Source organism: Streptomyces sp. NPDC001393, assembly GCF_053597455.1.
In genome coordinates, this window is sequence record NZ_JBSFIH010000045.1 from 67,608 (window position 1) to 79,908 (window position 12,301).

8 protein-coding genes and 1 pseudogene are annotated in these 12,301 nt (G+C 69.5%); all 9 read left to right on the forward strand.

What is annotated here, in order from left to right; all coding sequences use genetic code 11:
• Positions 1-185: 185 nt before the first annotated feature.
• Positions 186-3,236: a DEAD/DEAH box helicase family protein gene (locus ACWC2T_RS34445; RefSeq protein ID WP_450674263.1), complete on the forward strand. Its 3,051-nt coding sequence runs from the start codon at positions 186-188 to the stop codon at positions 3,234-3,236.
• Positions 3,236-4,585 (forward strand): hypothetical protein, encoded by a 1,350-nt coding sequence (locus tag ACWC2T_RS34450; protein WP_450674264.1) that lies wholly within the window; start codon positions 3,236-3,238, stop codon positions 4,583-4,585. The genes ACWC2T_RS34445 and ACWC2T_RS34450 overlap by 1 nt, the downstream gene beginning before the upstream one ends.
• Positions 4,582-6,081, forward strand: coding sequence for an N-6 DNA methylase (locus ACWC2T_RS34455; RefSeq protein ID WP_450674265.1), 1,500 nt, complete (start codon positions 4,582-4,584; stop codon positions 6,079-6,081). Before ACWC2T_RS34450 ends, ACWC2T_RS34455 begins: the two co-directional genes overlap by 4 nt.
• A 34-nt stretch (positions 6,082-6,115) precedes the next feature.
• The gene (locus tag ACWC2T_RS34460) at positions 6,116-7,756 is read left to right on the forward strand and encodes an AAA family ATPase (protein WP_450674266.1); all 1,641 of its coding nucleotides are present in this window, start codon (positions 6,116-6,118) and stop codon (positions 7,754-7,756) included.
• A gap of 5 nt (positions 7,757-7,761) precedes the next feature.
• Positions 7,762-8,877 (forward strand): HNH endonuclease, encoded by a 1,116-nt coding sequence (locus ACWC2T_RS34465; protein WP_450674267.1) that lies wholly within the window; start codon positions 7,762-7,764, stop codon positions 8,875-8,877.
• A 237-nt stretch (positions 8,878-9,114) separates the two neighbouring features.
• On the forward strand, positions 9,115-10,101 hold the full coding sequence (locus tag ACWC2T_RS34470; RefSeq protein WP_450674268.1) for a vanadium-dependent haloperoxidase: 987 nt from the start codon (positions 9,115-9,117) through the stop codon (positions 10,099-10,101).
• A 377-nt stretch (positions 10,102-10,478) separates the two neighbouring features.
• Positions 10,479-10,607 (forward strand): annotated as a pseudogene (locus ACWC2T_RS34475) (carboxylesterase family protein); the annotation flags it as partial.
• Positions 10,608-11,099: 492 nt separating this feature from the next.
• The gene (locus ACWC2T_RS34480) at positions 11,100-11,501 is read left to right on the forward strand and encodes a carboxylesterase family protein (protein ID WP_450674272.1); all 402 of its coding nucleotides are present in this window, start codon (positions 11,100-11,102) and stop codon (positions 11,499-11,501) included.
• A 458-nt stretch (positions 11,502-11,959) separates the two neighbouring features.
• Positions 11,960-12,301 (forward strand): SDR family NAD(P)-dependent oxidoreductase (locus ACWC2T_RS34485; protein ID WP_450674269.1); only part of this gene is annotated, 342 nt, incomplete at its 3' end.

Genomic DNA, 12,301 nt, shown 5'->3' on the forward strand with positions numbered 1-12,301 from the left:
GATGGGGGCTTGCGTGCACGCGCGGCTTCTCGTGGCACATCGAGCGGGCGGATCAGCCGAAGCCGGTACGCAACCCGCCCGTATCAGGCCAAAGCATCAGTGTTGTGTGCAGGGGCCGGACGGTAGGGTGAGAGCCGTTCTGTAGCGGATTCCGCGGCGCCGCAGTGCAGGTAGGGAGGGTCGGCGTGACTCTGGAGCCGAGCGCGCTCGAAAGCCGGTTCACGGACCTGGCTCTCGCGTCAGCCAATTTCGGATTCCTGCTTCCCTACGAGCCCCTTCTTGTTCTTCACGGCGCATCCTGTGAGGCCCGCGCGGCTACTGCTCCCGCTGATGCGGTGGCGGCGGCACGCCAGTTCGGCGAGGTTCTCGCCGCTGAGCTCGGCCACCGGACTGGGGTGCGCCTGCCCGCGGGCGATCAGCCGGCCCGTCTGGACCTTCTGTCTCGCGCCGGGGTCTTCGCGCCGCGGGTCCTGGACGCGTTCAACGACCTTCATCGCTTCGACGGCGGTACACGCGAGGGGCGGGAGGCGGCGGCGCATCTGGTCGAGCGCTGCTTCACGCTGGGCGCCTGGTTCTTCCGTGCCCTGACCGGCGACGCGGAACCGATGACCTTCGTCCACGCTGCCGCGTCCGATCTGAGCGTTCTGGCGCAGCGGGTCGCTGCGCTGGAGGAGGACCTGCCCCGTCTGCGCCGCGAATTCGACCTGCGCGTCTCGCCGGCGTCCCTGGCTGTCGCCGAGCGTGAACAGCTGATCGTCAGCGCACGCGATGCCGCTTATGAGCCGCTGCAGGAATCCGACATTGCCGCGGAAGTGCAGCGCAGGCTCGCCAAGGCGGGATGGGACGTCCTGGGCGCTGGTGAGGAGACTCAGCTCAACCGTTCCCTCGGCTGCGTCGTGGTGGAACCTCGCCTGGCCGGAGGACTCCGCGCCGACATGCTGTTGACGGTCGGCGGACAGGTGGTCGGGATCGTCGAGTGCAAGCGGGACGGCACCGATCTCACCGACGCCATGGAGCAGGCGGGTGCACTGGCCGAGGTCCCGGCGGGCTCCTTGCCGTGGCCCGTGTGGCGCTCGCCGCTGCCGTACCGGTATGTGAGCGATGGCCGGCGTCTGCTGTTCTGCGACGCGAATGACCCCGACCCCCACGCTCGCCTCGTGAGCGGCTTCCACCAGCCCCGCACGCTGGCTCGCTGGCAGCGCGAGGCGGAGGCGGACGACGCGGCGCCGACCTACCGGGCCCGACAGGCCGCCTACCTGCCCCGGCAGGACGAGGGATTCGACCAGCTGCGCATCGCCCAGCACAGGGCTCTGCGGGCCATCGAGCAGGCCCTTGCGGCCGGTCAGCGGCGCGCGCTGGTGCACATGGCCACAGGCTCCGGGCGGAGCTTCACCGGGGTGTTCACCGCCTACCGGCAGCTCCGGTACGCGCGCGCGAGCCGGGTCCTGTTCGTGGCCGACCTAAAGCTGGCAGTGCAGCAACTAATTGCTCAGCTACGCCAGTTCAGCATGCCGGACGGAGGGCGCCGTCTCGATGATGTGTACCACGTCCAGGAGCTGACCGCGGACGGCCTAGCCCCGTCGGCTTCCGTGGCCGTGGCCACGGTGCAGCGTTTGTCGGCCATGCTCGCCGGCACGCCGGCACCCGAGGACGCATCGGACCGCGTGTCGGCGTACGAGACTGCCGAACGGCAGGCGCATCCCGATGCCACACCCCTGGAAGTGACCTACTGCGAGGCGCTGCCGCCCGATGCGTTCGATCTCGTCATCGTCGACGACTGCCACCGCGCGCTGTACGGACAGCGGCGTGCCCTTCTTGAATACTTCGACGCTCCTGTCGTCGGCTTCAGCGCGTCGCCGACTGCTACCGCTCTGGGATTCTTCAAGGGCAACCTGGTTGACTCCTACAGCTATGAACAGGCCGTCGCCGATGGCGTCGCCGTGGACTGCTCCGTCTACGAGATCCGGGTCACCGACGACCGGCAGCCAGCAATCGCCACCCCCGTCGACGCTGTCGGTGTGGAAGCCAGGCGCTCGCGCCGCGCCCGGTACGAGGACCTGGACGAGGAGCTGGCCTCCACCGGAGGGCAGGGCCCGGCACGAGCTATCCCCTCCGAGTACCTGGCCGCGGTGGTGAGGGCTTTCCGCGACGCGCTGCCGACCTTGTTCCCCGACCGGACGCAGCAGGGCGGCGCGCTCGGCGTGGTCCCCAAGACCGTGGTGTTGGCGCAGGACGGACCACATGCGGACGAGGTCGTGGAGCGCATCCGCGACGTGTTCGGCGCCGGGGACGTCTTCTGCCGGCGGATCACGCACCGCGACGCTCATGCGGTGCACCTGTTGCGGGAGTTCCGCACGACACCGCAGTTCCGGATCGCGGTCGTGACGGATCTGATCTCCGGGTTCAGTGACATGCGGGCGATCGAGTGCCTGCTGATCCTGCGCGAGGTGCGCTCCGCCGCCTACTACGAGCAGCTGCTGGCCATGGGAACTCACACCATCGCGTCCGCGGAGCTACGCGCCGTCACCCCGGGGGCGGTTGCCAAGACGCAGCTTGTGGTCGTCGACGCGGTGGGCGCTTCGCTTCACCTCCAGCCACTAGTGAATTTGACTGATGCATCCGGGCAGGCGGGGCAGGCCGCCGTGGAGCGCCTGCTGAGCCGTGCCACGGACGGGCTGGTGACGCCGCAGGAGACGGCCGAACTCGCCATCAGGCTCGCCCGGCTCATTCCCGCGCTCAGTGACGCCGACGGCGCCGAGATCCGGAAGCTGGCGGGCCAGCCGCTGCAGGAGCTGGTGACCCGTCTCCTCGACTCGGTCGACTCGGATCGCCTGTCACCACTGCGCCGGGCGGGAGGCAAGAGAGCCGTCGAGGACGAGCGGCGCGTGGCCCTCTTCCCGCTCGCCGAGAACCCCGAACTCCAAGAGAAGCTGCTCGGCCTATACGACCGGCCGGCCCCTTTGCGGGTGACGGCATCCGAAAGGCGTCGCCGAGAAGCGGAGACGGTGCGCGGGCGTCTGGCCGAGTTCATTGAGCGGGCCGGACCTTTTAGCTCCGCCCAGCTGTGGTGGATCGAGAAGATCGCGGACGTGGTGGCCGCCGAGACCCGCTTCGCCCCGGCGTATCTGGACGGCGTCCCCTTCTCGGCGCGCGGCGGCACGGACGGCTTCCTTGACGCCTTCGGGCCCGACGCCGCGATCGACCTTCTGGACGAACTGCGCAGGGCCCTGGCGTGATGAATGACGTGCCTGCCGGCTGGAAGGTCATCCGGCTGGCCGACGTGCTGAGCGAACCGCTGGTCAACGGCCGTTCCCCGCGCCCCGGCCACGACGGATTGCCCGTACTGCGCATGACGGCGCTTCGGGCAGCGACCGTGGACTTCACCCAGTCCAAGAGCAGCGACCACAGCGACGACGGCCGCGCGATACTCCTGGCCGAACACGGGGATGTGCTGGTCGGCCGGGTCAACGGCTCACTCTCCCTGGTCGGCGAGGGCGCCCTGGTGCACGGCCCCCCGACCCCCACGGCCATCCCCGACACCATGATCCGAGTGCGCGTGCGCCCGGATGCGGTCGATCCGCCCTACCTCGCACACCTGTGGAAGTCGCCGATCATGCGGCGCCAGATCGAGGCACGCGCCCGCCAGGGCGGCGCAGCGATCTGGCGGATCAACCAGCGTGATCTGGCCGACGTCCTACTGCCGCTCCCCCCTGTGGTGGAACAGCGCCGGATCGTCGGCCTGTTGGAGGACCACCTCGCCCGCATCGAAGCCACCACGATCCGCACCGGCAACGCCCTCGACCAGGCCGACGTCCTAAGCCGCACTCTGACCGCGCGGGCAGGGCGCGGCGCTCTCGCCGAAACCGCTCGGGTTCCCGCGAGCCTGCCCCGGGTCGCGGGCGCCGCTGACGGGACACTGCCCCACCTGCCCGCGCACTGGCGATGGACCCGCCTGCACGACGTCGCCGAGGTCACCCGCGGCATCACCCCGCCCGGCAAACAGCAGTGGAATCCCGCCGATGTGGACGTCTCGTGCCTGCGGGTCGCCAACGTGCAGCGCGGCCGCCTGGACCTGGACGACGTACGCACGATCCGGCTGCCCCAACCACGGGCACAGGCAGCCCGGCTGCGAGCGGGCGATGTCCTGCTCACCGGCGGCGGATCGAGCGACACCCTGGGCCGCGGCTGGATCTGGGAGGAGCAGCTGCCCCACTGCGTCCACCACAGCCACCTCTTCCGTGTCCGGATCACCGCCCATCAGCTCCACCCCGTCCTGCTGGCCTGGCACGCCAACGGCTTCGGTCGCCAGTGGTGCAACCGCAACGCCACCCAGAGCGTGGGGACGGCGTCCATCAGTCTGGCCAGGATCCGGCTCATGCCGGTGCCCGTCGCGCCCGTAGAAGAGCAGCACCATCTGGTCGCGGTGGTCCAGGCACACACTACGGCCCTGAACGCGGCATCCGCGGCGGCCGAACGCGCTCTCGTGGTGGCCGGACGGCTGCGGCGCAACCTCCTGGAACGCGCCTTCACCGGTCATCTGTCCCATCCGCTTCCCCCGTCCGGGCAACAGGAGTTTGTACTGTGAACCCCACTGTCTCCTCCCGCCTCGGACACGACCAGGCCCTGGTGGAACGGCTGTGGAACTTCGGTAACGTGCTGCGAGACAACGGCACCTCGGGCCTGGAGTACATCGAGCAGCTCTCCAGCCTGATCGTCCTCAAGCGCGCCCAGGAACAACGCCAACGCCCTCTCAACTGGCAGGACATACTCGGTTTCGACGCCTGGGCACAGCTCACCTCGACAGAGCGCGACCGCCTGATCCCGGTTTACGAAAAGATCCTGGACCAGCTCGCCTCCCGGCCCGGAACGCTCGGGCTGCTCTTTCGCCGGGCACAAAACCGCATCCCGGACCCTGCCCTCCTACACCGCTTGATCGTCGATGTGGTGGACCGCTACCAGTGGTCCTCCGGCGACATTGGTGCGGTCTTCGAGGCGCTTCTGGCCCGCATGAGCGCCGACACGAAGACCGGTGCCGGCCAGTACTTCACCCCCCGGCCGCTGATCGAGGCGATCGTCCAGTGCGTGCAGCCCGGCATCGACGACACCATCACCGACCCGGCCTGCGGCACCGGAGGTTTCCTGATCAAAGCCTTCGACTACCTGGTCGACAACTTTCCCCCAGATGTCACCGCGGCCCAGCGCAAGCGGCTCAACCAGGGCGCCTTCTTCGGCACCGAACTCGTCGACGCCACCGCGCGGCTGGCCACGACGAACCTCATCCTGCACGGCATCACCCGGGCCGACGAGGCCCACCCGTGCATCACCGTGGGGGACGCGCTGGCCCGCCCGCCGGTCAGGCGCGCGACACTGGTGCTAACCAACCCCCCGTTCGGCCGCCGCTCCACCAGCGAGGAGCCCTACCGGGAGGACTTCTGGACCACCACCACCAACCGGCAGCTCAACTTCCTCCAGCACATCCACAGCCTGCTGGAGACCGACGGCCGGGCGGCCGTCGTGGTGCCCGACAACGTGCTGTTCGAAGGCGGGCCCGGTGAGCTGATTCGACGCCGCCTGCTGGCCGCGTGCGACGTGCACACCCTGCTCCGGCTTCCCACGGGCATTTTCTATGCCGGCGGCCTCAAAGCCAGCGTCCTGTTCCTCGACAAGCCCGACCCGCGCCCCGACGGCAGCCCGTCCACGACACGGCTGTGGGTGTACGACCTGCGCTCCCCGCACACGGCGACGGCCAAGGCCACGACGCTGACCGGCACCGACTACGCCGACTTCGTGTCCTGCTACCAGCCCGGAAAGCCCCGCAGCGAACGAGTCGAGACACCCCGCTTCCGGTTCTTCCCCGTCCAGGACCTGCTCGCCCGGCCCGGCGTCAACCTGGACCTTCAGGTCGCCGAACCCCCGCCCGAGCCCTTCACACTGGAAGAGCCCGAGGCCGATCTGTACCTCATGGCCCAGGAGGTCACCGCTGAACTGAGCGCTGCCCTGGCCGAGTTCGCATCCCTGACCGAGGCGCTGCGCCCGTACGGCGTGCACACGGACAGCCCGGATCGTGAGGCGGAGCGGTGACCACGACCAGGGGTGCCACGACCGGGGGGATGACGTGCGGCTACTCCGACTGAGCCTTCCCTCCTACCGGGGCCTGCGCCAATTCGAGCTGGACCTCACGGGCGCCCTCGACGGCGGCCATGCCATCGCCACCCTGATCGGCCCCAACGGCGGCGGCAAGTCGCGGGCCCTGCACGCGCTCGCCGAGATCTTCGGCGCTCTGCACCGGCCGGGGCACCGTGCGGGGTTCGCCTTCGAGCTCGACTACGAGGTGCACGACCGGATTGTCCGGGCCGTTCAGACCTCCCCCGAAGCCTCCCCCGAGCTGACCGTGACCACCTCCCTGAGCCGGCCGATACGCGTGGCCCGCGCCGTGTGGGCGCAGCATCTGCCCGATCACGTTTTCGGCTACCAGGCGCATTCCCAGGCCCCCTGGACCAGCGAGTTCGACCAGCACCGCCGCGCCGCCGCGCGCCGCATCGGCCAATGGCGCCGGCAGTGGATGAACGACTTCGACGAGTGGCGCGCGCATCACTCACCGGACGAAGGAGACCTGTGGACTGAGCAGCTCACACTGCCCATCAACTGCCCCCTGTACACGCCGGTGTTCCTCTGCACCCTTGCGCACCTGCCGCTGCTGCTGCTCGCTCAGACCACCCACTGGTCGGACTCGTTCGGCACCTACCTGCGCCGCCACTCCTACCTCCAGCGAGTGGCCTCCGCGGTCCTGAGGATCCGGGCGCCTCGTGCCGCACGCGCCTCGCAGCTGGCCGCTCTGCCGTACTGGGGCCTGGGCGGGCCCGCCCGCACCTTGTTTGCGGCCGCCGCCGAGTCCGGCCGGTTCGGCCTCATCCCCGACGCCGATCCCATGGACGGTGCAGGGAGCCCCGCCGACGGGTTCCAGATCGTCCTGGGCAGCGCGGACGACGTCCGCGCCTTCCGCAACCTCTTCGACAGCGACCTGTCGATGTTCGGCCTGCTGGCCACCCTGCTGGACGCCGGATACCTCACCGTCGACGTCCGCCTGGACAAACCCGGCGCACTCACCCTCGGCCTGGACGATCTGAGTTCGGGGGAGCAGCAACTCCTCACCATTTTGGGCCTGCTGAGACTGCAGCGGGCGCATGAGTCGCTGTTCCTTCTGGACGAACCCGACTCCCACTTCCACCCTGAGTGGAGCCGGCGCTGGTACTCCTCCGTGCGCAGCGTGCTGGGACCGCATCAGCACTCCCAGTTCCTCACCGCGACCCACGAACCGCTCTTGGTGGCCAACATGACCCGCGAGCAGATCCGCGTCGTCACCACCAACGAGGAGGGCCAGGCCACGGCGGTGATACCCCGGGCCAACCCGCGGGGACAAGGCGCCGGCGGCCTGCTGACCACCGACCTGTTCGGGCTACCCACCCAACTGGACGAACATACCCAGGAACTGATTGATCGCCAGTACACGCTGCTCCCTGAGGCGGACGGCGACCCGGTCAAACAGGCCGCATTGCGCGACGTCACCGCCCAGCTCGACACCATGGACTTTCCCACCTCCGACCGCGATCCGCTCGTGACGGCCTTCCTCGCCGAGCTCCACCGCAGACGCCTCGCGCTACTCGCGGCCGCCCATGGACCCAATCCGCCCTCGCCGGAACGACTGCAGGCCCTGGTCGCCGAACTGTTCCACGAGCGCTTCTCGTCGGTGATCTGACGCCGATGAGACACGTGAACATGAAAGGGCTCACCGCCCCGCCGGCCTGGGAAGCCAAGACTCGACGCACCCTGGACGCAGTCAGAGCCGCGATGGCCGCCAACACCGAGCGAGTTTTCACCACGCACTGGACCGAGGACGCCGTACGCGACCTGCTCCTCGAACTCGTCGGCGCCAAGTGCTGGTACTGCGAGACCTTCATCCTGCGCGCGGACGTCAACGTCGACCACTTCCGGCCGAAGTCCGAGGTACTCGACGTGCCCGGTCACCCGGGGTACTGGTGGCTGGCCTACGACGTGTCGAACTACCGCATCGCCTGCAAGCACTGCAACAGCGGCGGAGCCCGGTACAACGGTGTCCCGGAAGGCCGCGCCAAGGGCAGCCAGTTCCCGCTCCTGTCCGGCACCCGCGCCCGCACGTCACTCGACGACGTGGAACGCGAACAGCCGCTGCTCCTGGACCCGGCCTGCAAAGGCGACCCCGACCTGCTCGGCTTTGACACCGCCGGCTACGCCCGGCGCACCAACATCCCCTACTCGTCAGCCGAGGCGAAAAGCGGCCTGTGCCGCGCCGACGAAACCATACGGATCCTGGCGCTCAACGACTCCCGGATAGCCCCGCTCCGCAGCCGCCTCATGCGGGAGGTCAGGGTGCTCGCCCGCTTCGGGGACGCGCCCGACATCCAGCAGCTGATCGACGACAAGGTGGGGCCCAAGGCGCAATGGAGCTCGGCAGCGGCCGTGGCCCTTGCCCTGCAGCGCGCCTGCGACCGGCCCGCCGCCGCGTTTGCAACGACGCCCGGCGGCACACCCGGCATCGACCCGGCACGCTCCAGAGTCGACCTGCAAGACCTGCTGCAACATCTGGATCCGGACGACCTGAAGGCCGGCATCACCCTCACAGGCCGGCACGAGAAGAAGGTGCATCAGGCGGTCCTGAACGACGAGGGCCAGATCAAAGTCCTGGGCCGTCCCTGGCGCACCCCGACCACCGCAGCCAGGGCCGCGACCGGCAGCAACAAGATCGACGGCTGGGATTTCTGGCGGGTGACCATCGCCGGTGTGGAGCAGACCCTCGCTGAGTTCCGAATCACGCATTTCCCGCCCACCGCACCGACGTGAGACACGGGTACGGGCGGTGAGGACGATGACGCGGCCCATGTCACTGCACGATCCGGCCGCCATCCCGCGTCGTCGCCGCACGGACATGCGGTCGGGACCAGCCCAACCGTGACCCAGCCTTATCGGGGCAGGGGTGTTGTTGCGGTTCCAGCGCGTGGTGGGCGGCGTTGGGGTCGCTAGTTGCGGTCCTGCAACGACTGATCGATCACCCGTGCCGGCCCCGCCTACGTGTTCTCGGTGACGGCGCCGAGAGGCGCTCGTGCGGACGCCGCAGCGGACCAGGCGGCCCACGATGTGCTGGTCGCCCTTTACCCGGCCAAGCGCGCAGGCGTGGACCAGCGGCTGAGCAGCCAATTGTCCGCGATTCCCAACAGCCCGGGCAAGCAGGCGGGCATTCGTGTGGGAGCGGAGGTCGCCCGCAGGCTGATCACCCTGCGGTCCAACGACGGATCCTCAGCCAAGCCACCGCGGTTCCGCCCCGGCGACAAAGCCGGTGACTACCGGCCCACCCCTCCCAATTTCCCGACACCGGTGTTCACCGACTGGGGCTCGGTCAAGCCGTTCGTACTGGCCGACGGACGGCAGTTCCGCCCGGCACCGCCGCCGGCCGTGAGTAGCGCCGCGTACGCCACCGCCTTGAACGAGGTCAAGAGCCTGGGGAGCAAGACCAGCACCACCCGCACTCCCGATCAGACGGCAGCCGCGAAGTTCTGGGCGGCGGCACCCGTATGGAACGTCTGGAACCAGATCACGCAGAACCTCGTAACCTCCCAGAACGCGAACCTGGAGAAGGCGGTGAAGGTCTTCGCCCGGCTCGACCTGTCCCTCGCCGACACCGCGATCGCGATGTACGACGCCAAGTATGTCTACAACGTCTGGCGGCCCGTGACCGCCATCCGGCTCGGCGGTACGCACTACAACCCGAGCATCGTCGGCGATCCCAGCTGGACCCCTCTGCTGCCGACCGCACCGGATCCGTCCTATCCCGGCGCTCACGGCGCTCTCAGCCAGGCTGCTGCAACGACGCTCGCCGGACTCTACGGGGCGCGGCATCATTTCGCGGTGACCTCGAAGGGCGTCACTCGAACCTTCACCGGCTTTCAGAACGCCGCCACCGAAGCGTGGCTCAGCCGGATCTGGTCCGGCCAGCACACCTCCCTTGACAACCACGCGGGCCAGCAACTCGGCACCCAGGTGGCCGACTTCGTGGCAGGTCGGCTCTGACCGCGCCGCCACGCTACAACCACGCACATGGTAGGGCCGAGAAGCCAGTGGTCCCGGCGCACCGGGTACCACTGGCTCGGGCCACGCTCAAAGGGCGGCCATCCTCCGCTCCGAGGGCCCGCAGTTGCTGGCCGGCAGGCCGGACGTCTGCCCGCAGGAAGTCCTGGCTTCCTGTCACCGCGACGCACTGACTGAATGACTGTCGCGGTCGGGCCCACCCGGTCGCCCCAGGTCGCTGAGCGCGGGCTCGCCCATGTCACTGTCGGCGGACCCGCAGTCGGGGGCCTCGCTCGAGTCCCCGTGGGTACCTCAACACCTGTGGGTCTGCAGGAGGTTCGAACCGCCGATCGGATCGCCCGACCAGTCGGTCAGACGCCGTGATCGTCGTCTCGGTCGACTACCGGCTCGGCGCTTTCGGCTGTCTGCGCTCCCCGGGGATCCCCGATGGCAACCTCGGCGTCTCCGACCAGCTGGCGGCGCTGCGGTGGGTGCGGGACGACACCGCCTCGTTCGGCGGGGCACACCGGCCATGTCACCCTGGCCGGCCGGCCCGCGAGCGCCCACAGCGTGCAGTGCCTGTTGGGCATGCCCGGGAGCGAGGGCCTGTTCCACGGTGCCATCGTGAACAGCACCTCGGCAGGGCTGGGCCTCGGCGAGGCCGACTACGCCAAGCGCGCCGCCGAGCGTTTCCTCTCCCGGCTCGGCACGAATCCGCGCGATGCCCCGGTGTCGGACGCCCTGGGCGCCCAGAGCGCCGTTCGCCCGAGAGGCCGCTGGCAGGCTCGGGCTCAACTCCGTCCACCGTTCGTGCCGGTCGCGGGCGTCGGCCCGCTCCCGGACGGCGGGGCCCGGACCGACGTTCTCACCCGCCGGGCACCCGGCCTGGACGTCACCATCGGCATCACCGAACGGGAGATGGCCGCCTTCCACGCCGTGAACCCGGTGCCGCGCCGGGTGCGCGAGGTCGCGTCCCGGGCTCCGCGCTCGCCGCCGACGGCGTGGAACACGCCGCGAGGGAGTTTGCCTTCGCCCGTCCCTCCCGTAAGCCGGCCGTCCATCTCAGTGAGGCGGGCGCCCGCGTATGGGCCTACCGGTTCGACGCCGCCGCCCCCGACTCCGTCTTCGCCGCCGCCCACTGCATCGAACTGCGCTTCCTCTTCGGCACCGACGCCGACTGGGCCGACGCCCCCATGCTCGCCGGCGCCCGCCCGCAGGACATCGAATCCCTCGGCCGCCGTGTGTGCACCGCCTGGCTCGGCTTCATCCGCACCGGCACCCCCACCACCGACACCCCCTGGCCGCAGCACACAGCGCACTCCTCCTCCACTTACCACTGGCAAGCTGAAGCCCCACGGTCACGGGACACGTGCCCGATGCACCGCCGACGTCTGCGGACGTGAAGCGAGGCTCGCAGCCGCACCGAGTGCCTGGTGCGCACACACGCCGCCCGGCCCCATGGCCGTCGCGCGACAGCCGTATGCCGGACTGCTATGAGCGAGTTCCGGCGGGACGTCGAGCAGCCGCGCCAGGCGCCCGAGCGGGGCCGTCACGCTCGCCGGCCGGGTACCCGGAAGTCTGCGTCACCGTCAGGGCCGGGGCAATGGCACGCCGGACAGCGGGGGTGGCGCCTCCACCCCCCCCGGCGGCAGTACGGCGCGTTCCAGTCGCCCGGGACGTGATCAGCGAAGGCGAGCTCGCCGGCCTCCCAAGATCACATGGGCCATACCCCCGGGCGGGACCATGATCAACGATCGGCCCGGCGTGGGTCCGTCCCCGCCCTGGAATGAACCATCAGGATCATCAGTCACACGAGGAACAACGACAGCATGTCGTTCCTCTCGGCTTGGAGGAGCTTTCCATGACTGCAGAACTGGACGGATCCACCGCTCTTGTCACCGGCGCCACCGCCGGCATCGGCCGGGCCATTGCCCTTCGCCTGGCAGCGTCGGGGGCCTCGGTCATCGTCCACGGGCGGGACGAGCAGCGGGGTGCGGAGACCGTCAAAGAGATCGCTGCCGCAGGCGGGAAGGCCCGGTTCGTCGCTGCAGATCTGAGCAGCTCTGAAGATGTCCTGCGTCTTGCCGCTGAAGCAGGCGAAGTGGACATTCTGATCAACAACGCCGGTATCTACCGGTTCGCCAGTACGCCGGACACCACCGCCGAGATGTTCGACGCTCAGATGGCCGTCAACTCACGCGCG

Coding starts and splice junctions, on each gene's coding strand:
- ACWC2T_RS34450 (WP_450674264.1), top strand. CDS start 3,236: ATGAATGACGTGCCTGCCGGCTGGAAGGTCATCCGGCTGGCCGACGTG.
- ACWC2T_RS34465 (WP_450674267.1), top strand. CDS start 7,762: ATGAGACACGTGAACATGAAAGGGCTCACCGCCCCGCCGGCCTGGGAA.